The sequence below is a fragment of the Candidatus Dormiibacterota bacterium genome (assembly GCA_035544955.1).
Lineage (GTDB): Bacteria > Chloroflexota > Dormibacteria > CF-121 > CF-121 > CF-13.
Map to the genome: position 1 here is coordinate 73,663 of DASZZN010000014.1, position 21,854 is coordinate 95,516.

Consider the following 21,854-nt stretch of genomic DNA (forward strand, 5'->3'; position numbering starts at 1 on the left):
AACGTGACTGCGGCGGCCCCCGCCAGCGCCTCGAAGCGCAACCGAAACGGCCTCTCCTGGAAGCGGTACTTCACCCGCCCGGGTGTGGCGCCGTTCGACGAGGTCCAGTGGGAAATACGCGAGGCGTCCATCACCAACGAAAAGGGTGAGGTCGTCTTCGAGCAGCACGACGTGGAGATCCCGACGACCTGGTCGGCGACCGCCACCAACGTCGTCGTCTCGAAGTACTTCCGTGGGGTAATTGGCACGCCCGAACGCGAGCGCAGCGTCAAGCAGTTGATCGGCCGCGTGGTGCGCACCATCCATGGGTGGGCGAACAAGCAGGGATACTTCGCGACGCCGGAGGCCGCGGAGATCTTCCGCGATGAACTGACCCATCTGTTGGTGCACCAGAAGGCCGCCTTCAACAGCCCGGTCTGGTTCAACGCCGGCATCGAGCAACGTCCTCAACTTTCGGCTTGCTTCATCAACAAAATCGAGGACCGGATGGAGTCGATTCTCACCTTGGCCAAGACCGAGGGGATGCTCTTCAAGTACGGCTCGGGCACCGGCACCAACCTCTCGCCACTTCGCTCCTCGCGTGAGCTGCTCGCGGGTGGCGGAACGGCATCCGGCCCTGTCTCCTTCATGAAGGGCTTCGACGCCTTCGCCGGCGTGATCAAGTCCGGCGGCAAGACACGACGGGCGGCCAAGATGGTCATCCTCAACGTCGACCATCCCGACATCGTCGAGTTCATCAACTGCAAGGTCGAGGAGGAGCGCAAGGCCTGGACCCTGATCGAAGGCGGCTACGACTCGTCCTTCAACGGCCCTGCCTACAGCTCGATCTTCTTCCAGAACTCCAACAACAGCGTCCGGGTCAAGGATGACTTCATGAAGGCCGTGGAGGAGGACGCCGATTGGCACACCTTCGCCATCACGACCGGCCAGATCATGGACACCTACAAGGCGCGTGACCTGATGCGGATGATGGCCGATGCGGCGTGGGCCTGCGGCGATCCCGGACTGCAGTACGACACGACGGTGAACCACTGGCACACCAGCCCGAACACGGACCGGATCAACGCCTCCAACCCCTGCTCGGAGTACATGTTCCTCGACAACACCTCGTGCAACCTCGCCTCCATCAACCTGATGAAGTTCCTCGACGAGCGCGGCGAGTTCGACGTCGAGTCCTATCGCGAAGCCTGCCGGGTGCTGATCACCGCCCAGGAGATCCTGGTCGACAACGCCAGCTACCCGACCGAGGCGATCACCCAGAACAGCAGGGACTTCCGGCCGCTCGGCCTCGGCTACGCCAACCTGGGCGCCCTGCTGATGGCGTCAGGCTTGCCCTACGACAGTGATGCCGGTCGCGACGTGGCAGCCGCCCTCACCGCGGTGATGACCGGCGAGGCGTATGCCCAGTCGGCTCGCATCGCGCAGAAGAAAGGCCCCTTCAACGGCTTCGCGGTCAACCGCGAGCCCATGCTGCGCGTCATGGACCAGCACCGGAGCTCGGTCGACCACATCAACCCGGCGCATGTGCCGCTGCCACTGCTGAGCGCGGCGCGGGATGCGTGGGACAAGGCCTGCCAGCTGGGCGACCTCTATGGCTACCGCAACGCCCAGGCGACCGTGATCGCGCCCACGGGCACGATCGGATTCATGATGGATTGCGACACCACCGGCATCGAGCCCGACATCGCCCTGGTCAAGTACAAGAAGCTGGTCGGCGGCGGCATGCTCAAGATCGTCAACCAGACCGTGCCGATCGCCCTGCGCCGGATCGGCTATCCCGAGGCCCAGGTGTCCGAGATCCTCCAGTACATCGACGAAAACGACACCATCGAGGGTGCCCCGCACCTTCGGCCGGACGACCTGGCGGTCTTCGACTGCGCCTTCAAGCCGGCCAAGGGCTCCCGCACGATCCACTACATGGGGCACGTCAAGATGATGGCGGCGGCGCAACCCTTCATCTCCGGCGCGATCTCCAAGACCGTCAACATGCCCGAGCAGGCGACGCCCGAGGACATCATGGAGGTCTACCTGGAGGGATGGCGCATGGGCCTCAAGGCGATCGCCATCTATCGCGACGGCTCCAAGCGCTCCCAGCCGCTCAACACGGCGCTGGACGACAAGAAGAAGGCCCGAACGATCGCCGCGATCGCCACGGAGGCCCCCAGCGAGCCGGCGCGTGCCGTACGCCGCAAGCTGCTGGACGAGCGCCGGGCGATCACCCACAAGTTCGACATCCAGGGCCACGAGGGCTACATCACGGTCGGCATCTACGAGGACGGCACGCCCGGCGAGATCTTCCTGGTGATGTCCAAGGAAGGCAGCACCATCTCCGGGCTGATGGATGCCTTCGCGACCAGCATCTCGCTGGCGCTCCAGTACGGTGTCCCGCTGGAAGTGCTGGTGAAGAAGTTCGCACACACCCGGTTCGAGCCCTCGGGCTTCACGAAGAACCCCGAAATCCCGATCGCGAAGTCGATCACCGACTACATCTTCCGCTGGCTCGCCTCGAAGTTCCTGAGTGGCACGCAGCAAGAAGCGATCGGCATCGTACGCCGCGAGCCGATCGTCGAGATCCAGGCGACCGTCCCGGCCCCAGCACCGATCAAGCCGGCAACGGTCGATTCGAGCCCGATCAAGATCAGTTTCGTGGGCCAGGAGGATGCGCCGGCGTGCTCGGACTGCGGCTCGATCATGATTCGCAACGGGACATGCTACAAGTGCCTCAACTGCGGCGGCACTTCGGGTTGCTCTTAGCCAATAAAGAGGAGGAGACCCGCGTGGTCTCTTCCTCTCAACCCTCGATCACACTGCAAACGCATCCGTTGTGGTCGCATGAAGGTCCGCAATGTCCGTGCGGAGGCGCGACCGACTGGGATGGACGCAAATTTCGGTGTCGTGGGTGCGGTCTCTATTACGAAACCTGCTGTGATGGCGGTCGCTGTTCATGATCGCGGAAAAATTCTGAAAATTTCTCTTCATTGACCCGCGCGGACCCGCACGCGGCCCGTTATTGCCGCCGCTCGCGAAAAAAATTGGGCCGAGAGTATGCAAAGCGGCTCAATTCATGCTATGGTCGCTCTACATGAGCGCTGAGCCGCGCTCTGATCGTCGCGTTGATCAGGGCGAGGACCTGAAGAAGGGCAACAGTCAAAGAACTCCGTCGGCCACATCGATGATCATCGACGCGTGGTCTCACGGATCCCGAGGGTTGATCGCGACACGCCGTCGCTCCTCTCGTTTTTCTCTCTCCACTTTGCTTCCGGTACCCGGCCTCGCCGGCGCCCGCGCGTCCACGGACCCCGTGGCGCTCACGCGCGTTTGGCGGCGGCGTCTAAGCGGCCGACCGGGAGAATCTTGCTAAGAAGGAGGTGAGCCCGGATGGCCGCAAATTCCGCTGTCGCGGCTGCGGCCTTTACTACGAAACCTGCGGCGACGATAGTCGCTGTCCATGACCCTGGAAAAATTCTGAAAAATTCTCTTCGCTCACCGCGTGCGGCCCGTCATTGCCGCCGCTCGCGAAAAAAATTGGGCCGAGAGTATGCAAAGCGGCTCGATTCATGCTATGGTCGCACTTAATGAGCGCCGAGTCGCGCTTTGATCGTCGCGTTGATCAGGGCGAGGACCTGAAGAAGGGCAACACTCAAAGAACTCCGCGGTCCAGGTCGATGGTTGTCGACGCATGGCCTCACGGATCCCGAGGGTCGATCGCGACGCGCCGTCGCTCCCCTCATTTCTCTCTCTCCACTTTGCTTCCGGTACCCGGCCTCGCCGGCGCCCGCGCGTCCACGTTACCCGTGGCGCTCACGCGCGTTTGGCGGCGGCGTCACAGCGGCCGACCGGGAGAATCTTGCTAAGAAGGAGGTGAGCCCGGATGGCCGCAAAGAAGAAAGCAGGCGGAAAGAAGAAAGCCGCGAAGAAGTCGTCGAAGAAGAAGTAGGTTAGCTTTTGAAGCTGACTTCAATACAGCCGGTGCCTTCGGGCGCCGGCTGTAGCATTTGTGGGCGATGATCGATCTCGAGCGCGCCCGCCACTTCCTCAAGGTGCGTCACGACGGCATCCTGGCCACCATCAAGCGTGATGGCCGCCCCCAGCTCTCCAACATCTTGTATTTCATGGATGACGATGGCCGGGTGAAGGTCTCGGTCACCCAAACCCGCGCCAAGACGCACAACCTTCGTCGCGATCCACGGGCCAGCCTGCACGTCCAGGGCCGTGACCGCTACGAATACCTGGTGGCGGAGGGGACGGCGCAGTTTATCGAGGGCGACGAGCTCCCGGAGGCGCTCCGCCACTACTATCGCAAGGTCCGCGGCGAACACCCCGACTGGGCCGAATACGACGCCGCCATGATCGCGGAGCAGCGCCTGCTGCTCTCCATCTCGGTCGAGCGCGCCTACGGCCAGCTGCGCTAGCGGACGGCCAGACAGGTGACGGTCTTGAAGACTCCGTCGATCTTCTGGATTTTTTCCACGATCACCGATCCGATGCCGGCCACGTCGGGGGCCTCGACCGCGGCAATCACGTCGTATTCCCCGGTAATGGCGTCGGCCAGCTCGATGCCCTTGACGCCCTGAAGAGACCTGGCCACCTCGATCGCCTTTCCCGCCGACGCGTTGATGAGCACATACGCCCGCATAGCACCCTCCTGGACGAATTTGGACCTCAGAATACGGGTTTGGTCGCCGGTAAGATGTCCATCATGACGTCCATGACGGCAGTGGTGAAAGCCGCTGCCGGTCCGGGCGCCGAGATCGGCCAGGTCGAAATCCCCGAACCGAAGGGCCAGGACGTCTTGATCGAGGTCGCCGCCTCCTCCATTTGCGGAACCGATGTCCACATCTTCGACTGGAACGAGTGGGCGCAACGCCATATCCACCCCCCGAGGGTCTTCGGTCACGAGATGTCCGGCCGCATCGTGGCCACCGGGCCCGAGGTCAAGAACCTGAAGCCGGGGACCTTTGTCGCGGCCGAGACACACGTGGTCGACCACACCTGCCGCCAGTGCCAGCGCGGGCTCTACCACCTGTGCGAGAACGTCCGGGTGCTCGGCGTCGATCGGGACGGGTCGTTCGCCCGCTACGTGTTACTGCCCGCGGAGAACTGCTGGCGCAACGCGCCGGGGCTGAGCCCGGAAGTCGCGGCACTTCAGGAACCGTTCGGGAATGCGGTGCACGCCGCCACCGTGGGTCCGCTGAAGGAGAACGCGGTTGCCATCTTCGGGCTCGGCCCAATCGGGCTCTGCGCCGTCGGGATCGCGCGGGCCGAGGGGGCGGCGGCGGTCTACGGCATCGAGCCGAACCCCTACCGGCGTGAGCTGGCGGAGCGGATGGGCGCCACCGCCGTCTTCGCTCCTTCCGCGACGACGGCGGAGGACGTCCGCAAAGCCAACGGCGGGGTCGGTGTCGACGTCGTGCTCGAGATGTCGGGTCACCCGGTGGCGGTCGAACAGGGGCTGCAGGTTCTCCACAACGGTGGATGGATCAGCTTGCTCGGCATCGGCGACCGGCCGGTCACACTCGATCTCAACGACCGCGTGATCACCAAGAGCATCACGATTTACGGCATCTTCGGCCGGCGCATTTGGGAGACGTGGGAACGTACCTCGATGTATCTCAGTACCGGCAAGGTCGACGTGTCGCAGCTCATCACCCACCGCTACCCGCTCGACGACTTCCAGGAGGCGATGGCGCAAACGAAGAGCGGCCGGGCGGGCAAAGTCGTGCTGCTGCCCAATGGCGGCTAGGAGGACCACATGATCACAGAAAAGAAAACGCAGTTCCTGGTTGAGGAGCTCGACCAGCTCCGTCAGCAAGGGTTGTTCCGTCCGCTGCGGGTACTGGGCTCAGCCCAGGACACCGAGGTGGTCGTGGACGGGAAGCACGTGCTCAACCTCTCGTCCAACAACTACCTCGGACTGACGACCCACCCGCGGTTGAAGGCGGCCATGATCGAGGCGACCGAACAATGGGGTGCCGGCTCGGGCGCGGTGCGGACCATCGCCGGCACGATGACGATTCATGAGGACCTCGAGCGTCGGCTTGCGGAGTTCAAGCATACGGAGGCGTCGCTCGTCTTTCAGTCGGGCTTCACCGCCAACCTCGGCGTCCTCCAGTCGCTGGTGAAGGAGGGCGATGTCATCATCAGTGACGAGCTGAACCACGCCTCGATCATCGACGGCATCCGCCTCTCCAAAGCGGAACGCTCGATCTTCAAGCACAAGGACATGGACGACCTCGAGCGCCATCTCGAGAAGCACCGCGACAAGCGGGTCAAGCTGGTTGTCACCGACGGCGTCTTCAGCATGGACGGCGACATCGCGCCGCTGCCGGCGATCGTCGAGCGTGCCGAGCGGTTCGGCGCGCTGGTGATGGTCGACGACGCGCACGCCAGCGGTGTCCTGGGCGAGAACGGTCGCGGCTCGGTCAACCATTTCGGCCTCGACGGCCGCGTCGACCTCCAGATGGGGACGCTGTCCAAGGCGGTCGGCGTGCTGGGTGGCTACGTCGCCGGCCCCCAGGTCGTCCGCGACTTCCTGATCCACCGAGCGCGGCCGTTCCTCTTCAGCACCTCGCACCCACCTGGTGTGGCGGCTGCCTGCATCGCGGCCATCGATGTTCTCAAGGCCGAGCCGGAGCGGATCGACCGGTTGTGGAAGAACACGACTCGTTTCAAGGAGGGCCTCAAGCGGCTCGGTTTCGAAACCGGCACCAGCGAGACGCCCATCACGCCGGTGATGGTCGGCAAGGGCGCGGTCGCGATGGAGTTTTCCGACCGCCTCTTCAAGCTCGGCGTCTTCGCCCAGGGCATCGGCTTCCCGACCGTCCCCGAGGGACGGGCCCGGATCCGCACGATCGTCACCAGCGTGCATACGGATGCCCAGCTCGATCGGGCGCTGGAAGCCTTCGCCAAGGGCGGGAAGGAACTGGGCCTTATCGCGTAACCTTCACCACGGAAGGTACATATATGGGTAGGTCAGCCGCGTGACCGAGCGTTCGGCGGCGGAGCTGCAAGACGAGGCGCGCCTGATCGAAGCCGCCAAGCAGGACCGCAAGGCGTTTGCCGTCCTGTACGACCGCTACTTCGATCAGATCTACTCGTACTGCTACTACCACTCCGGCCGGCGCGAGGAGGCGGAGGACCTGGCGAGCGAGACGTTCCAGCGGGCGCTGGAAGGCCTCGAGAATTTCGAATGGCGAGGAATCCCATATTCAGCATGGCTCTACAAAGTCGCGTCAAATTTGATGTCGAAGCGGCGGCGCCGGCCGCCCTGGATCGAGCTGCCCGACCCGATCGCGGGAAGCGGCGAGAACGATCCCGAGCGGCTCTGGCTGCGCCGGGAGCAGGGCGATGAGCTCCATAAGGCCGTGCAAAAGTTGCCCCTCGACCAGCGCGAGGCGGTCCTCCTCAAGTTCGAAGGCCGGCTCAAGAACAAGGAGATTGGTGTGATCATGAGCCGCAGCGAGGGCGCCGTGAAACTGTTGCTCTTCCGCGCCGTCCATGGCCTGCGCCGCCGACTCAGCGAACAGGAGAAGAACCGATGAATCCACGGCCGGAAGACGTCGACGCCCTGGCTCGCGCCATCGACCGGGTGGTCTTCGCCGAGACGGGGGGTACGCGCGCGACGGAGACGCAATCGGCATCGCTGGCCCTCATCTCCTACCTCAACGACAGTTTCCCGCGCGTGGCGGTGGCCGGCGGTCGCCGCGAACGGCTGCAGCGCCGGCTGATCCGGGCGCTCGGCATTCCCAGCGAGCCCACGCCGAACGGCTGGGTCCGTCTCGAAGCGGAAATGAACCGCCGCCTGGGGAACCTCGATCCCCGATGGACGCCAGTGGTGGGAGGCGCCGCCCTGGTGATTCTCGGCGTCGTCGGCTTCGCCGTCTGGCGCCGGAAGCCGGCGATCGCGTCCCTTCGCTAAAGCGAAACCCAGGGCAGCTTCCGCCGTTACATGCTCAGCCATGCGCAGCTGGACGACCCGCGCCAACCAAGGGGCCACCCTTATGCTGCTCCTGCTGGTTCCAGCCGTTCTGGCCGGCACCGAACTTCGGCCGGCAGCGCCGCAGCCCGCCGCGGCGATCGCGCCGGGCTTTGAGTCGGACAAATTGGACGACCTCAACGGCACGATCGCGGCCCGCACGGCAAAGCCGGCATCGGCGCCGCTCATCCTCGCCGAGCTGTCCCCGAAGAAAGCCCCGGTCCCCTCCGGGCCGGTGACCTATGTCCCCATCCTCTACTACCACTACATCCGGATCAATCCGAATCCGCGCGACCGCGTCGGCTTCGGCCTGTCGACGCCGCCGGCGATGTTCCGGGCCCAGATGCAGTACCTCGCCGACCATGGGTTCCACGTCATCTCGCTGCGCGATGCCGTGGTGGCCATCAAGAACCACAGCGGTCTCCCATCCCACCCGGTCGTTTTGACGTTCGATGATGGCTACGCCGACTTCTTCACGGCGGCGGTTCCGGTCCTGCAGAGCCATGGCTTCACCGCGACGAGCTTCGTGGTCAGCGGCCGCATGGGATGGGGCGGATACATGACGCCGAGCCAGGTGGTGGCCGCCGACAGCATGGGATTCACCATCGGTGCGCACACCGTCGACCACGTGGCGCTGGCGGCGCAGCCGCCGGCCCGGGCGACCTGGGAGATGAAGCAGAGCAAGCTAACACTTGAGGGACTGCTCGGGCACCCGGTCGCCGACTTCGCCTATCCCTACGGGAGCTTCAACGCGTACGACGTGGCGCAGGCGAAGACCCTTGGCTTCGAGACCGCCGTTTCGACCATGTCCGGGTCGCTGCACTCGGCCGGCCAGCTGTTCCTCCTCCCCCGGATGCGCATTGGCGGCGGCCTGCCACTCAGCACATTCGCAACCGTCGTGGGCGGTCCGCCACCAACCGCGTCGGAGCTACGCGCGCTGTGAGTCGGGACGAGGAACTCTCCCCTAGGGAAGCGGCGCGTCTCCGAGCGCGCGAACGGAAGGCCCGGCCGCCGAAGATGGTGGTCGACAACGCGGGCGTCAAGCGGATCCAACTGGCGCTCCGTGATCGGTCGGCCACGAAGAAGACCAAAAAGCCCAACAAGTAAAGTTAGGTCGTGACTCCGATACGCAAAGCCGTTTTTCCCGCCGCGGGGTTGGGCACGCGCTTCCTGCCGGCGACCAAGGCGCAGCCCAAAGAGATGTTGCCGATCGTCGACAAACCGATCATTCAGTACGGCGTCGAGGAAGCGGTGGCCGCCGGCATCGACCAGATCATCGTCGTCACAGGCAGGGACAAGCGCGCCATCGTCGATCACTTCGATATCTCCTTCGAGCTCGAGCACTACCTGAAGGATCGCGGCAAGACCCGCGAGCTGCAGCTGGTCCGCAAGATATCGGACATGGTCGACATCACCTACATTCATCAGAAAGAGCCATTGGGGCTCGGCCACGCGGTGCTGATGGCGAAGGACGTCGTCGGCAATGAGCCGTTCGCCGTCTTCCTCGCCGACGACATCATCCGCGCGCAGACTCCAGCCATCAAACAGATGCTGGATGTCTACGCGCAGCACGAGGTCTCCGTGCTGGCGCTCCAGCGGGTCGCCGACGACCAGGTCTCACGCTATGGGGTGGTCAAGGTCGCCAAAAGCGACGGCCGGATCCACGAGGTCGTCGACATGGTGGAGAAGCCAGAGCCCGGGAAGGCTCCCTCGAACCTCGCGATCCTCGGCCGCTACGTGCTCAAGCCATCGATCTTCGGCATCCTGGAGACCACCCATGAGGGGGTCGGCGGCGAAATCCAGCTCACCGATGCCCTGCGCGCCATGGCCCAGCAAGAGAAGATGCTGGGGCTTGAATTCGAGGGGACCTACCACGACGTCGGCACGGTCAGCGGCTTCCTGAAGACCTCGATCACCTTCGCCCTGGAACGCCCGGGGCTGCGAGACGAGCTGCTGCGCTACCTGGGGACCCTCGACGGGCTGAAGCCCTCCTAGCCACAATCCCTCCCCTTCGGGGGAGGGCAGGGTGGGGGCCTTTGGCGTTGGCCAAACTCCTAGGAGAACCGGCGCAAGCGGGCCTATAATGAGGGGTCTGTTGAATAGCTTCAGCTACGGTTTTGGGTCCAGAGATGGCAGTTTCAGGGAGACGCAGATCCGACGAGGACCGGGTCGTTCGGTATTTGAATACCGAGGGCGACTTCGAGGTCGAGGTGTCGCACACATTGAACAAGTGGTGCGTCACCGTCTTTCAGTTGCCCTCGAAGCAGGTCGTGGCCCAGGACTTTTTCCCCGAGCGCTGGAAGGCGCTGGCGCGGGCGCAGGACTTCGTGCGCATCCTTAACACGCGCAACAAACCCCAACCGGAGACGGACGAAGAGCCCTGATCCGTAACTCGTCGCGGGCCTTCTGGCTCCATGAATGGGGTGCGCTTGCCTTCGTGGTGACGGTCATCATTGGCCTGGTCGTGGTACCGGCCGCGCTGCTCCTCGCCGGCGGAAGCAAGGCGGCGTCGCCCACCAACCTGACCCTGCTGGCCCCGACGCCCGCTCCCAGCTTCTGCGTCGCAGCGGCGACGCCGACACCGTCCGGCTCGGCGAGTCCCAAGGCCAGCCCGACGCCGACTCCGACCCCCACCCCGTCGCCGACCCCGTCGGCGTCGGCCAGCCCGTCGGGCACCGCGATCGCCAGCGCGTCGGCGACGCCATGTCCATCGCCGTCCGCGACGGCGACGCCATCACCGTCGCCGAGCGGCACCGTGAAGCCCTCGGCCTCTCCCTAAACTTCGCACCAGAGGAGGGACGAATGAAGGCGATCGTCTACGACAAGTACGGCTCGGCCGATGTTCTCGAGCTCAAGGAGGTTCCCAAGCCCGACGTCGAGGGGGACCAAGTCCTCGTCCGAGTTCGCGCCGCGTCCGCAAATCCCTACGACTGGCACTTCATGAGGGGCGTTCCGTACATCGCCCGACTGATGGCAACCGGAGTGCGCAAGCCGAAGCAGTCGCGGCTCGGAAGCGACGTGGCGGGGGAGGTCGAGGCGGTCGGCGACGCGGTGACCCGGTTCCGACCGGGCGACGAGGTCTTCGGTTTTGTCGGAGCCGGCGGCTTTGCCGAGTTCGTGTCGGCCCCGGAAAAACTCCTGGCGTTGAAGCCCGCCAACCTGAGCTTCGAGCAGGCGGCGACGGTCCCTCTCGCGGCAGTGACCGCGTTGCAAGGCCTTCGTGATGCCGGAGAGATCAAGTCGGGGCAGAAGGTCCTGATCGTCGGAGCGTCGGGAGGGGTCGGGACGTTCGCCGTGCAAATCGCGAAGTGGTACAGCGCGGATGTGGCTGGCGTGTGCAGTACGAGGAATCTGGAGATGGTCCGCTCGATCGGCGCCGACCGCGCCATCGACTACACCCGAGAGGACTTCACCAAGAGCGGTCAACAGTACGACCTGATCTTTCAGCTCGCGGGCACCGCCACCCCATCGGCCTGCCGGCACGCCCTAACGCCGAAGGGCCGGCTCGTCCTCAGCAGCGGAGACTCCCCCGGTCGCGTCATCGGGCCGGTCGGCCGCATCATCAAGGCTCTCCTGCTGTCGCCCTTCGTCGGCCAGACGCTACGTCCGTTCGTCGCGAAGTCAAGTAGCGATGACCTGGAGTTCCTTCGGGGAATCATCGAGGCCGGCAAGGTCACACCCGTCATCGACCGGACCTATCCGCTCAGCGAATCGGCCGAGGCCATCCGCTATCTCGAGACCGGGCATGCTCGAGGCAAGGTCGTCATCAGCGTGTCGCCTAACGGCCACGTCAAAGGGAGCGAGCCGGCGTAAGGCCTACGTGTCGCGGTCGGTGTCGTCCAAAACGATGGAGCCGTTGCGGGCCACGATCTGCGCGCGGCGGAGTTCGAGCTCGGCCATGACGCGGCTGTTGTCGAGGACCGCCAGCACGATGTTGTCGCGAAGGGCGAGCTCGCCGATCCGCACGCAGTCTTTCAAGAATGGGAAGACGAGTGGCCGCACCAGGTTTACGATGTACCGGGACTCCGTATCGGCATCATCGGGGCCATCCGTCAGGCTCTCGTCGCGGAACGCAAGGATGAACAGCTCGTCGTTGAGCGGAATCAGGTCGGTCCAGCTGTAGGCTTCGCCGGGGGCGTCCGGGATCAGGCTCCGCTTCTGCCGGAAGAGCTCCAGCCGGGATTGCAGGCGGCGCATCGGCCCTGACGGGCCTTCGATGAAGAAGGGGACGTCCTTGAGCGGCGCCTGGGACGGCTGGGCTGGGTAGCGGGTGGAGAAGCCAACGTCGGCCCGGCCGAGGAAAGGATTCGGCACCTTGATCACGAGCTCCTGAAGCATTCGCTCAAGTCTCCTTCTGCCCTTGATTATACCGGCGCTATCACGTTCAACGGAAATTCGCGACGGCTCTTGCTGCTTTTTCCCGGCAATGCGCGAGTACGCCTTCCGCGTCCCTGGTATTCAGGACGCGATCGGGTGTCAGGCCGGCCCTGCGCCCGATCGCACAGCCATAGCGGACGTAGTCGAATTCGGCGGGGTAGTGGGCGTCGTTGTCGATCGCCAGCAGCGCCCCCGCCTCCCGGGCTATGCGAGCCCAGCTGTCGTTGAGATCGAGGCGAAACGGACTGCTGTTGATTTCCAGGGCTGTCCCGGTCTTGACGGCTTCCGCGATCACCGCCTCCACGTCGAGGCTGGTTTCACCGCGGCGGTCGAGACGTCGCGAGGTTGGGTGGGCGAAAACGTCCACGTGCGGCGATCGTAGCGCGCTGAGGACCCGTTGTGTGATGACATCTTTGGGCTGGTCGAGCGCGGTATGGACCGACGCGACCACAACGTCGAGGGAGGCCAGGGTCTGGTCGGGAAGGTCGAGGCTGCCATCGGGCAGGATGTCGACCTCGGCCCCGTTCAAGACCCGCGCCAGGCCAGGTCGGGCGTTGACGGTCGCGATCTCCGCGGCCCGTGCTCGAAAGCGCTCAGGCGTGAGGCCCTGGGCGATCTGCAAGGACTGGGTGTGGTCGGTCAACACGATATAGGCGTAACCGCGCTCCTTCGCGGCTCGGGCCATCTCGGCGATCTCATTGCGCCCGTCGCTCCAGTTGCTGTGGGTGTGCAGGTCGCCGCGCAGGTCCTTCTGCTGTACCAGCGTCGGCAGCTGACCCTTGGCCGCCAGTTCGATCTCGCCCCCTCCCTCTCGCAGTTCGGGCGGGATCCAGGCGCAGCCGACTGCGGCGTAGACCTCCTCTTCCGTTGCGCCGGCGATGACCTTGCCCGTCCGTTCAGCGCGGGATCGCAGCTGCTCAATGTGAGCCTGCGACCCGGTGAAGGTAACCCAGGCAGCTCCGAAGGTGTCCGGCTTGACCGCGCGCAGGTCGACCTTCATGCCGGAGCGCACCCGGATGCTGGTCGTGGTACCGTCCCGCGCGATCACCTCGTTCACCTGCGGCAATCGGGCGAACTCACCGCCCATCGCCTCGGGGTGGTCGCTCGCGACCAGCAGGTCGAGGTCGCCGACCGTTTCGCTGGCACGTCGTGCGCTGCCCGCGATCTCGGCCCTTGTCACGCCCGGCAGGGCGCGCAGCGTGATGAGGAGGGAGTCGGCCAGGATCCAGGCTTCGGGGAAGAAGATGCGGCCCTCCGTCCGCTTGAGCATGGCGATGCCCTTGAGGATGTTTTCTTCGGTCTTCGCCTTGATGCCTCGCACCGCGAGCAGCCGGTGGGTGCGGGCGGCGTCCTCCAGGGCGTCGAGGCTGAGAATCCCCAGCGCGTCATAGATGTCTTTGGCGGTGCGAGGGCCCAGGCCAGGAACCCGAGTCAGCTCCAGCAGCGCCGGGGGCACCTCGGCCTCGAGCCGCGTCAGGAATTCCAGCTTGCCGGTGGTGACGTACTCCACGATCTTTTTCTCGATCGCCTCGCCGATGCCGGGGACGTCCTTAAGCCGGCCCTCCTTGATCATGTCCTCGACTTCGGTGGTGAGGTTGTCGACCTGGCGGACGGCTTCCCGGTAGGCGCGGATCTTGAAGAAGTTCTCGCCTCGAATCTCGAGCAGGTCTGCGACCCGGTTGAGCATTGCCGCGACGTCCGCATTCCGCACGTCAGTAACCTAGCAGGCGATGCTGCTCGATGGCATTGGCGTTCTCGATCTCTCCCGGCTGCTGCCGGGCGCCTACTGCACGCAGTTGCTGCAGGGGCAGGGCGCGCAGGTGACAAAGATCGAGCCACCAACCGGCGACCCTATCCGGGCGCTCCCAGGCGGCGACGCCTACTTCGACGCACTGCACCGCGGCCAGCGTCTGCTCACGCTCGACCTGCGGACCGAGGAGGGTCGCGACGCGCTCCGGCGGCATGTCGTCGACGCCGACGTCCTGGTCGAAGGTTTCCGCCCGGGCGTGATGGAACGGATGCACCTTGGCTACGCGGCACTGGCGGCCATCAATCCCAAGCTGGTCTACTGTGCGATCACGGGCTACGGATCGGGCGGACCGATGTCCGGTCGCGCCGGCCACGACCTCAACTACCTGGCACGCAGCGGAGCCCTTTCCCTGATGCCGCTCCGCGACGGCACCCCGGCCATCCCCGGCCTTCAGGTGGCCGACCTGGCCGGCGGGCTCGAGGCCGCGTTTTCCATCGCCACCGCGCTCTTTGCTCGGACGCGGACCGGAAATGGCAGCCGGGTGGAGATCTCGATGACGGACCTGATGCGGAGCTGGACCGCCTTACCGCGGGCGGCTCGGCGCGCGGGCCTCCCCGGCCTCCCGCTCACCGGCGAATTGCCCTGCTACCACGTCTACGCGGTGGCCGACGGATTCCTGACCGTCGCGGCGCTCGAGTCCGACTTCTGGGCGGCCTTCTGCCGTGCGATCGAGCGACAGGACTTGAGCGACCGCCAGTTCGATCCGGCAGCGATCGAGGCGGTCCAGGCGACCCTCCGCCCCGCGACGCGCGCCGAATGGATGGCTCGCTTTGGTGACCAGGATGTGTGCGTCGAACCTGCCCTTCGGCTCGAGGAGTCGGAGGCGGACTGAGGCGGTCCGTTAACGACCGCCCCAGCCCGAGCCGTCAGTTAATCGTCTTCGCCGACGCTGGTGATTGTTCCGAAGAGTCCGTGCTGCTCCTCGCCGATACCGGCGGCGAAGTACAGCGTGTTGGTGGGCGCGAGCGCGCCGCCGCCGGTGCTGCCGTTGCCGAAGCGGATGCCCCAGAGACCGTCGATCTGGATCGGTGCGCCGGCTTCATTCCGGAGCGTTCCGATCAGCCGGCCTGAGCGCGGGCTGTAGGCGTTGATATGCCCGTCGCCGAAGTTGCCGACCAGCAACGCCTCGCTGAACGGCCCGAAGTTCTCCGGTGCCAGGGCGAGGCCCCATGGCGAGTTCAGGGCGCCCTGCCGGATCAGCCGGCGCAGCAGGTGGCCGTTCAGGTCGAACACGTTCACGAAGCCGTTGCCAGGGCCGGAGAGGTCGTCGTGCTTGTCCGGCTTCTGCTTGGCGTAGGTGACATACAGCCGGCCGCCCAGCTCCTGGATATTGAAGGGGGCAAAGCCTGCCGGGATCCGCTTGTCCGTGAACGACCCGCTCACGGTGACGAGTTTGTAGTTCGCGTCGAACACCTCGATCGTCCCGAACCGGAAGTTGGTCGCGTAGATGTGGTTGCCGGAAATCGCCAGGCCCTTGTACACGGCGCCCAGCCCCACGGTCGAGCGGTCGCGCCGGACGATGCCCTTGTGCAAGTCGATAGCCGGGTTCCAGCCGACGATGGTGCCGTCCTCGGTGGCGAACAGGAAGCGATCACCCTTGAAGTTCGCCGAGGGGTTGAAGACCGTCCCGGTCGGGGCTCCGCCGTCCGCCCCGCTGGGCTGCGGGATCTTGACGACGAGCGGCACGGGCGTTCCCGCGCCGTTGTAGAGCGTTGCCACACCGGCGTTGTTGTCCGAGACCCACATCGGGCTCGTCGGGCTGGCCGAGACTCCCCATGGGTTGACCAGGTTGGGATCAACGGTCGCCGCCATTCCCGGGAGGTCGGACACGAGATTGGTCTGGTGATAGGCGCCTTCGGCTCTATCCCCGGCGTTGGCCGCGACGCCTGGTATGGCGATCGACAGCCCGGTCGCCAGGCTGAGCGCGGCGGTCAGCAGTCTCCGTGCGTGCATGGGCGAGTCCTCCTTGCTAGTCCCCGTTTGGCGGGCGTTTAAGCCTTCTTAGACTGTTACGGAAGGCGTTACGGCCGGCCCCTTTCGGTCGAATTTTTACGGACTTCTTGCCCCACTCTCACCGACTTCTAATATGGCTTGGGCACCATAGAGGGGCGTCAAACCCCTAGGAAGGAGAGGTCACGTATGAAGCTGAATCGTTGGGTCGTGCTGCCGGCGGCCGGCCTGGCTGCCGTGATCATCGGCGTCGCCGCCGTTGAAGCCGCGCCGTCCCCGTCTGCGTCGCCAAACGCCTCGAAGAACTACGCCCAGACCTTTGTCGACAAGCTGGCCGCGATCCTGCACCTGACGCCAACTCAGACACAGGATGCGCTCAAGCAAGCCCAGCTGCAGACCGTCGACCAGATGCTGGCCGACGGCCAGATCACCAAGCAGCAGGCGGATGCGATGAAGGCCCGCATCAATGCCGGTCAGGGGCTCGGAGCGGTTGGTGGCTTTGGCCGCCGCGGCGGCGGGTTCAAGGCTGATCGGACCCTGATGAACAGTCTCATGACCGCCGAGCTCAACGCGGCCGCGTCGGCGCTGCACATGAGCCCGACCGACCTCCAGAACGCGCTCCGCTCCGGGAAGTCGCTGAGCGCGCTGGAGGCACAACAGAAGGTCAGCGACAGCGCGGTCAAGGCGGCGATGAAGAACGCGGCCAAGGGCGTCCTCGACAATGCTGTCAAGGCCGGGACGCTCACGCAGCCGCAGGCCGATGCGATCCTCTCGAAAGTCGGTTCGGGACTACCGGGACTGAAGTCCCGGGCCCAGAAGCCAGAGCAGGAGGACGAGACCGCACCGGGCGGTTCGGCGCCGAGCACGCCAACACCGACACCGACGCCGAGCCAGTCGCAATCGCCCGCGGTTTACTACTCGGGAACGATCTAGCGCAACGACTTCGCCACGAGGCGGGCACCAGCCGGCGACGGTCTGGTTGCCCGCTTCGTCGTTGTAGGGTTGCGCGCCTAAGCTGGATCTCGGGAGGAGTGGCTTATCGCGAGCCACTGACTGTGAACTGGCTCCAATTCTTCGTGGCCGCGCTGGAGTTGCCGCCGGATCCCAGGGAGCGTCACTTCTGGGGTCGGCTGGCGGTGCTGCAGCTGATCTATTCTCTCGCCGGCCTGGTGTTCGGGCTGGCCTGCATCGTGGGTGGCATCCTGCTCTTCTTCCACGGCGTGGCCGGCTCGAGCAGCTGGGTTGGCGAATTCATCGGCGTCCAGAGCAAGCTCTCGGATGCCGCGCCAGGCACGGTGCTGTTCGTGGTCGGCCTGGCGGTCGTGTGGCTGACGCGCTTCACCGTCCGCGTCAAGCAGCCGATCGACATCGAACTCCGAGCCCGGGTCGAGGCCGCTGAACAGCTCCAGCACGAGCGGCAGGAGCACGAGCGGCGCGAGCATGAGCGGCGCCGGAAGGCCGGCTGATCCTACGTCGGGCGGGCGTACCGCCGGTAGATCGCCTCGACCTGGCGCTGGGTGCTCTCTCGACTGCCGCTGTTATCGATCACAACATCGGCCTGGGCCCCCTTCTCATCGAGCGGCATCTGGGCGGCGATCCGCTGGCGAGCTTCATCCTCGGTGAGCCTGTCCCGCTCGAGAAGGCGGCGCAGCTGCGTCTCGGGATCGACCCATACGACGATCACTGCCTCGACGGTGCGGGTCCGGTCGTTCTCGTAGAGCAGCGGGATGTCGGCGATCAGGACACCCGGTCGTGAGGCGCGTGCCGAAATTTCAGCGGCCATTCGTTCCTGGATGCGGGGGTGCGTAATGGCGTTGAGCCTGCCGCGGGCGACCGGGTCCGCAAAGATGATCCGGGCGAGCTTGCCGCGGTCGAGACGCCCGTCCGGCAAGAGAATGTCCCGGCCGAAGGCCGTCGCGATTTCCTCGAGCGCGGGTTGTCCCGGTTCGACGACGTCCCGAGCCAGGTGATCGGCATCGATCACGTCGGCCCCGAGTCGGGCGAACATCGACGCCACCATCGACTTGCCGGAACCGATCCCCCCGGTAAGGCCCAGGACTTTCATGAGACCGTACGATTACCAGAGATGGCGCTGATCAAGTCGATCGCCGTGCTGGCCGTCTTGCTCGCCGCGATCGCCTATTTCTCCATCCGGGCGCGCCAACTCTATCGAATCTTGCGCCTGGGTCCCACCGAGAACCGCCTTGACCGTGTCCCCGAGCGCATTCGCGGTGTGCTGAGCTACGTCGGCCTTCACACTCGAATGTTCCGTAACCTCTACTCGGGCACGCTTCACCTTTTCATTTTTTACGGGTTCGTCGTGCTCCTCACGGCCATTGTCCAGGCCTTCGGCGAGGGCGTCTTCCCGGGCTTCAGCCTGGCGGTGATCGGCGGGACGACCTGGATCGCCTTCCTGCAGGACGTGTTCGCCGTCCTGGTGCTGGTGGGCGTGTTGATGGCGCTGGTGAACCGCCTGATCATCCGGCCGCGCCAGTTCCACGAGAGCAACGAGATCGACGCCCTGATCATCCTCGGGCTGATCGCCACCATCATGGTCGGGATGCTGGGCCAGAACTCGGCCCGCGTCGCGCAGGGCGGCGACCCGTCGGCTTCCTGGCGTCCGGTGTCCTCGCTGATCGCGCGCGCCTTCGAAAGCTTCGGCTGGCAGGGCAGCGCGGCGATTCCGGCGCACGAGGTCTTCTACTGGATGCACGTCCTCGCGGTGCTGGCCTTCCTGGTCTACATCCCGAGCTCGAAGCACCTGCACATCATCGTCGCCATCCCCAACGTGTTCTTCCGCAAGCTGCCGCCCAAGGCGGGCGCGGCGCTCGCACCGATCGATCTCGAGCACGCCGAGCACTACGGCGTCAGCGCGGTCACGCAGTGGTCGTGGAAGAACCTGCTGGATCTCTACTCCTGCACGGAGTGCGGCCGCTGCCAGGAGCAATGTCCGGCCTTCCTCACCGGCAAGCCGCTCAACCCCAAGATGATCATCGTCGATGCCCGGGAGAACCTTTTCAAGACCGTCCGGGACGCGCCGCCCGAGCAACGTCGCGCGCCCCAACAGACGCAGAAACTAATCGGCGAGGCGATCAAGGAGGACGAGATCTGGTCCTGCGTGGCGTGCGGTGCCTGCCAGCAGGAATGTCCGGTGTTGATCGAGCACGTGCCCAAGATCATCGACATGCGCCGGAGTCTCGTGCTGGAGGAGAGCAAATTTCCCAAGGAGGCGCAGGGCGCCCTGCGCAGCATCGAGACCCAGGGCAACCCGTACGGCCTGCCGCGCGCCCAGCGCTCCGACTGGGCGCAGGGCCTCGGCGTCAAGACCATCGACGAAAAGCCGGACGCGGAGTTTCTGTACTTTGTTGGCTGCGCCGCGTCCTACGACGAGGCCAACCGGGCGGTGGCGCGAGCCTTCGTCGGCTTATTGCAAAAGGCCGGCGTCGACTTTGCCATCCTTGGCCAGCGCGAGACCTGCAACGGCGACCCGGCGCGGCGCATCGGCAACGAGTACCTCTACCAGACCCAGGCGCAGCAGAACATCGAGGCGATGAACGCCGTCAAGGTGAGGAAAGTGATCGCTACCTGTCCGCACTGCTTCAACACCATCAAGAACGAGTTCCCCCAGTTCGGCGGCAGCTACGAAGTCGTCCATCACACCCAGTTGCTGGCCAGCCTGATCAAAGACGGCCGGCTCAAGCCCAGCAAGGCGATCGACGGGAAGTTCACTTACCACGACTCCTGCTACCTCGGGCGCTGGAATGACATCTACGACCCGCCCCGCGCGGTCGTCGAATCGATCCCGGGCGCCGAGCTCGTCGAGATCGAACGCCATCACAAGCGTGGCTTCTGCTGTGGCGCCGGCGGTGGCCGGATGTGGATGGAGGAGAAGATCGGCAAGCGCATCAACCACGAGCGCGTCGAGCAGACGCTGCGGACCCAAGCCCCGCGCGTGGCGACGGCCTGTCCGTTCTGCCTGACGATGTTCCGTGACGGGATTTCCGCGAAGAGCGCGCAGGCGCAGCTCCAGGTGCAGGATCTCGCCCAATATTTGGCCGACGCGATGGACGGGGTAATCCCGAAGGCCTGAGGGTCCAAGCGCTCTGCTGGCCAAGCAGCACCCCCGCCCTGCAGCTGCGCTTCTCTTTGGAGGTGCAGCGTTAGGCGTCATTGCCCTTCACCTTGCAACCAATGGCACGCTGGGCTTCCATACCGATGAGCTTTACTACCTCGATTGCGGTCGCCATCCGGCGTTTGGCTACGTTGACTTCCCGCCCGTCGTCCCACTCCTCGCGCGGCTAGAGACCGGACTCCTCGGCGTCACTCCCTGGGCCCTCCGCCTGCTCCCGTCGCTGCTGGGCGGTTTTCTCGTTGCCCTCTCCGGCGCCTATGTCCGCCGGCTGGGCGGTTCGCTGCGGCTCCAGGGTCTGGCGCTGCTGACGGCGATTGCGGCGCCTTACCTGCTCGGTTCGAACTGGGTCTTCCAGACCGTGACCTTCGATCAGGTGACATGGATGGTCGCCCTCTACTGGTTTCTCTGCCTCGTTCTCGACCGGCGGCCTCGGTACTGGATCTATCTGGGCATCACGCTCGGGATCGGGCTCGAGGTGAAGTACACGGTCGTTGGTCTCATCCTCGGCATCGCCATCGCGATCCTTCTGACTCCCTCGTTGCGGATGCAGCTGCGATCGAAATACCCCTGGATCGCGGCCGCGAGCGCGCTCCTCATCTTGGCCCCAAATCTCGTCTGGCAGGTCGTCGAGGGCTTCCCCTCGCTCACCTACATCACCAACCATGGAGGGAGCGGCGGCGGCCCCGTCATTTACCTCATCGAGATCGCCGTGTACTTCTTCTTTCTTCTTCCTTTATGGCTCGCTGGCATGATTTCGTTGTTCCGCAGTCGGCTGCTGCGTCCAATCGGAATTGCCTGTGCCGTTCCGCTGCTCCTTTTCCTCTTCGTCGGGAAGTCCTACTACGCGGCCGGGACGGTTCCGATCGCGGTGGCGCAAGGACTGATGGCGGTCTCCCACATCAGGCGGCCACGGCTTCGCTCCGGCCTCGAGATCGCTGTCGTCGTGGCGAGCCTGCTCGAATTCGCCACGTTCTTTCAGCTCGTAGTCCCGGTCACGCCGCCAGATCGGCTTCACGCCGCCGGTCTCGATTCCAAGAACCCGGTCTTTGCCGACAGCGTGGGGTGGGCCGACATCGCGAACCAGGTGACCAAGATCTATCGCGATCTCCCTGCATCCGAGCGCAGCAACACGGTCATCATCTCGGCCTACTACGGCGTTCCGGGAGCGCTCCAGATCTATGGCGATCCCAAGGTCCTTCCCCCCGTCGTCAGTCCACAGCTCAGTGACTTCTACTGGCTACCGAACAACCTCACGGCCATTGACGCGCTCATGGTGGATTACCAACCGTCCGACGTGGGGTGGATGTGTACGTCACCAACGCTCATCGCACACCTCACCGTGCCGTACAACGTCAAGGGTCTGGAGCAAGGCGCACCGGTTACCTTCTGCCATCTCAAGGCTCCCGTCCCAAAGATCTGGCGACAGCTTCGCAACTTCTCTTGATCGATTGACTTCGGTTGCTGAGTGCGGTACTGTACGGAGGCTATGAGGCACCGCTATCTCACAGGCACCCCCACGACCTTCAGGGGCGGAGCCTGCCCACGGGCCTCACAGTATTGAAAGCCAAGTAATTTAGATCCCGACTCGAGCGCTTTCGACCGTGCGGCCC

At 65.0% G+C, this 21,854-nt stretch carries 22 protein-coding genes; 17 read left to right on the forward strand and 5 right to left on the reverse strand.

Going from position 1 to position 21,854, the window contains the following annotated elements; all coding sequences use genetic code 11:
- Positions 1–3 precede the first annotated feature (3 nt).
- Positions 4–2,754: a vitamin B12-dependent ribonucleotide reductase gene (locus VHK65_05620; protein ID HVS05629.1), complete on the forward strand. Its 2,751-nt coding sequence runs from the start codon at positions 4–6 to the stop codon at positions 2,752–2,754.
- A 1,250-nt stretch (positions 2,755–4,004) separates the two neighbouring features.
- Positions 4,005–4,412, forward strand: coding sequence for a PPOX class F420-dependent oxidoreductase (locus tag VHK65_05625; protein ID HVS05630.1), 408 nt, complete (start codon positions 4,005–4,007; stop codon positions 4,410–4,412).
- Here the strand turns inward: VHK65_05625 and VHK65_05630 are convergent.
- Positions 4,409–4,636, reverse strand: a complete 228-nt coding sequence (locus VHK65_05630; protein ID HVS05631.1) for an Lrp/AsnC ligand binding domain-containing protein — start codon at positions 4,634–4,636, stop codon at positions 4,409–4,411. The genes VHK65_05625 and VHK65_05630 overlap by 4 nt on opposite strands.
- A gap of 63 nt (positions 4,637–4,699) precedes the next feature.
- Here VHK65_05630 and tdh point away from each other — a divergent pair, with 63 nt between their 5' ends.
- The 10 genes from tdh to VHK65_05680 all read left to right on the forward strand — a co-directional run bounded on the left by tdh (position 4,700) and on the right by VHK65_05680 (position 11,788).
- Positions 4,700–5,743, forward strand: coding sequence for an L-threonine 3-dehydrogenase (gene tdh, locus VHK65_05635; GenBank protein ID HVS05632.1), 1,044 nt, complete (start codon positions 4,700–4,702; stop codon positions 5,741–5,743).
- A gap of 9 nt (positions 5,744–5,752) precedes the next feature.
- Positions 5,753–6,940 (forward strand): glycine C-acetyltransferase, encoded by a 1,188-nt coding sequence (locus tag VHK65_05640; protein ID HVS05633.1) that lies wholly within the window; start codon positions 5,753–5,755, stop codon positions 6,938–6,940.
- A gap of 40 nt (positions 6,941–6,980) precedes the next feature.
- Positions 6,981–7,541 carry a sigma-70 family RNA polymerase sigma factor gene (locus VHK65_05645; protein ID HVS05634.1) on the forward strand — a complete coding sequence of 187 codons (561 nt, stop codon included), beginning with the start codon at positions 6,981–6,983 and terminating at the stop codon, positions 7,539–7,541.
- A complete protein-coding gene (locus VHK65_05650; protein ID HVS05635.1) occupies positions 7,538–7,918 on the forward strand; it encodes a hypothetical protein in 381 nt (126 codons plus the stop codon). Before VHK65_05645 ends, VHK65_05650 begins: the two co-directional genes overlap by 4 nt.
- Positions 7,919–7,958: 40 nt before the next feature.
- Positions 7,959–8,918: a polysaccharide deacetylase family protein gene (locus VHK65_05655; GenBank protein ID HVS05636.1), complete on the forward strand. Its 960-nt coding sequence runs from the start codon at positions 7,959–7,961 to the stop codon at positions 8,916–8,918.
- Positions 8,915–9,082 carry a hypothetical protein gene (locus tag VHK65_05660; GenBank protein HVS05637.1) on the forward strand — a complete coding sequence of 56 codons (168 nt, stop codon included), beginning with the start codon at positions 8,915–8,917 and terminating at the stop codon, positions 9,080–9,082. Before VHK65_05655 ends, VHK65_05660 begins: the two co-directional genes overlap by 4 nt.
- Positions 9,083–9,091: 9 nt before the next feature.
- Entirely contained in the window at positions 9,092–9,970 is an 879-nt protein-coding gene (galU, locus tag VHK65_05665) for a UTP--glucose-1-phosphate uridylyltransferase GalU (protein ID HVS05638.1), read from the forward strand.
- 134 nt (positions 9,971–10,104) lie between these two features.
- Positions 10,105–10,359, forward strand: coding sequence for a hypothetical protein (locus VHK65_05670; GenBank protein HVS05639.1), 255 nt, complete (start codon positions 10,105–10,107; stop codon positions 10,357–10,359).
- A 56-nt stretch (positions 10,360–10,415) separates the two neighbouring features.
- A complete protein-coding gene (locus VHK65_05675; protein HVS05640.1) occupies positions 10,416–10,754 on the forward strand; it encodes a hypothetical protein in 339 nt (112 codons plus the stop codon).
- A 23-nt stretch (positions 10,755–10,777) separates the two neighbouring features.
- Positions 10,778–11,788 carry an NAD(P)-dependent alcohol dehydrogenase gene (locus VHK65_05680; GenBank protein ID HVS05641.1) on the forward strand — a complete coding sequence of 337 codons (1,011 nt, stop codon included), beginning with the start codon at positions 10,778–10,780 and terminating at the stop codon, positions 11,786–11,788.
- Between the two features lie 3 nt (positions 11,789–11,791).
- Here VHK65_05680 and VHK65_05685 read toward each other — a convergent pair whose 3' ends face one another.
- Complete coding sequence (locus VHK65_05685; GenBank protein HVS05642.1) at positions 11,792–12,313, reverse strand: hypothetical protein; 522 nt, start codon at positions 12,311–12,313, stop codon at positions 11,792–11,794.
- Between the two features lie 46 nt (positions 12,314–12,359).
- Positions 12,360–14,063 (reverse strand): DNA polymerase/3'-5' exonuclease PolX, encoded by a 1,704-nt coding sequence (gene polX, locus VHK65_05690; protein ID HVS05643.1) that lies wholly within the window; start codon positions 14,061–14,063, stop codon positions 12,360–12,362.
- A gap of 19 nt (positions 14,064–14,082) precedes the next feature.
- Here polX and VHK65_05695 point away from each other — a divergent pair, with 19 nt between their 5' ends.
- Positions 14,083–14,994 carry a CoA transferase gene (locus VHK65_05695; GenBank protein HVS05644.1) on the forward strand — a complete coding sequence of 304 codons (912 nt, stop codon included), beginning with the start codon at positions 14,083–14,085 and terminating at the stop codon, positions 14,992–14,994.
- A gap of 38 nt (positions 14,995–15,032) precedes the next feature.
- Here VHK65_05695 and VHK65_05700 read toward each other — a convergent pair whose 3' ends face one another.
- Complete coding sequence (locus VHK65_05700) at positions 15,033–16,115, reverse strand: TIGR03118 family protein (GenBank protein ID HVS05645.1); 1,083 nt, start codon at positions 16,113–16,115, stop codon at positions 15,033–15,035.
- A gap of 186 nt (positions 16,116–16,301) precedes the next feature.
- Between VHK65_05700 and VHK65_05705 the strand changes: the two genes are divergently transcribed.
- Entirely contained in the window at positions 16,302–17,045 is a 744-nt protein-coding gene (locus VHK65_05705) for a hypothetical protein (GenBank protein ID HVS05646.1), read from the forward strand.
- A 122-nt stretch (positions 17,046–17,167) separates the two neighbouring features.
- Positions 17,168–17,578 carry a hypothetical protein gene (locus VHK65_05710; GenBank protein HVS05647.1) on the forward strand — a complete coding sequence of 137 codons (411 nt, stop codon included), beginning with the start codon at positions 17,168–17,170 and terminating at the stop codon, positions 17,576–17,578.
- Between the two features lie 2 nt (positions 17,579–17,580).
- Here VHK65_05710 and coaE read toward each other — a convergent pair whose 3' ends face one another.
- Positions 17,581–18,177 (reverse strand): dephospho-CoA kinase, encoded by a 597-nt coding sequence (gene coaE / locus VHK65_05715; GenBank protein HVS05648.1) that lies wholly within the window; start codon positions 18,175–18,177, stop codon positions 17,581–17,583.
- 21 nt (positions 18,178–18,198) lie between these two features.
- Between coaE and VHK65_05720 the strand changes: the two genes are divergently transcribed.
- Together VHK65_05720 and VHK65_05725 are read left to right on the forward strand one after the other, a co-directional pair.
- Positions 18,199–20,202, forward strand: a complete 2,004-nt coding sequence (locus VHK65_05720; GenBank protein HVS05649.1) for a (Fe-S)-binding protein — start codon at positions 18,199–18,201, stop codon at positions 20,200–20,202.
- 109 nt (positions 20,203–20,311) lie between these two features.
- A complete protein-coding gene (locus VHK65_05725; GenBank protein ID HVS05650.1) occupies positions 20,312–21,688 on the forward strand; it encodes a glycosyltransferase family 39 protein in 1,377 nt (458 codons plus the stop codon).
- The last annotated feature ends 166 nt before the right edge of the window (positions 21,689–21,854 follow it).

What these genes read in the sequence shown, in the direction of transcription:
- VHK65_05650 (HVS05635.1), top strand. Translation starts at nt 7,538, where the DNA reads ATGAATCCACGGCCGGAAGACGTCGACGCCCTGGCTCGCGCCATCGAC.
- VHK65_05700 (HVS05645.1), bottom strand. Translation starts at nt 16,115, where the DNA reads ATGCACGCACGGAGACTGCTGACCGCCGCGCTCAGCCTGGCGACCGGG.
- VHK65_05625 (HVS05630.1), top strand. Translation starts at nt 4,005, where the DNA reads ATGATCGATCTCGAGCGCGCCCGCCACTTCCTCAAGGTGCGTCACGAC.
- VHK65_05695 (HVS05644.1), top strand. Translation starts at nt 14,083, where the DNA reads ATGCTGCTCGATGGCATTGGCGTTCTCGATCTCTCCCGGCTGCTGCCG.
- VHK65_05705 (HVS05646.1), top strand. Translation starts at nt 16,302, where the DNA reads ATGAAGCTGAATCGTTGGGTCGTGCTGCCGGCGGCCGGCCTGGCTGCC.
- tdh (HVS05632.1), top strand. Translation starts at nt 4,700, where the DNA reads ATGACGTCCATGACGGCAGTGGTGAAAGCCGCTGCCGGTCCGGGCGCC.
- VHK65_05655 (HVS05636.1), top strand. Translation starts at nt 7,959, where the DNA reads ATGCGCAGCTGGACGACCCGCGCCAACCAAGGGGCCACCCTTATGCTG.
- VHK65_05630 (HVS05631.1), bottom strand. Translation starts at nt 4,636, where the DNA reads ATGCGGGCGTATGTGCTCATCAACGCGTCGGCGGGAAAGGCGATCGAG.
- VHK65_05680 (HVS05641.1), top strand. Translation starts at nt 10,778, where the DNA reads ATGAAGGCGATCGTCTACGACAAGTACGGCTCGGCCGATGTTCTCGAG.
- coaE (HVS05648.1), bottom strand. Translation starts at nt 18,177, where the DNA reads ATGAAAGTCCTGGGCCTTACCGGGGGGATCGGTTCCGGCAAGTCGATG.
- VHK65_05685 (HVS05642.1), bottom strand. Translation starts at nt 12,313, where the DNA reads ATGCTTCAGGAGCTCGTGATCAAGGTGCCGAATCCTTTCCTCGGCCGG.
- VHK65_05670 (HVS05639.1), top strand. Translation starts at nt 10,105, where the DNA reads ATGGCAGTTTCAGGGAGACGCAGATCCGACGAGGACCGGGTCGTTCGG.
- VHK65_05640 (HVS05633.1), top strand. Translation starts at nt 5,753, where the DNA reads ATGATCACAGAAAAGAAAACGCAGTTCCTGGTTGAGGAGCTCGACCAG.
- VHK65_05720 (HVS05649.1), top strand. Translation starts at nt 18,199, where the DNA reads ATGGCGCTGATCAAGTCGATCGCCGTGCTGGCCGTCTTGCTCGCCGCG.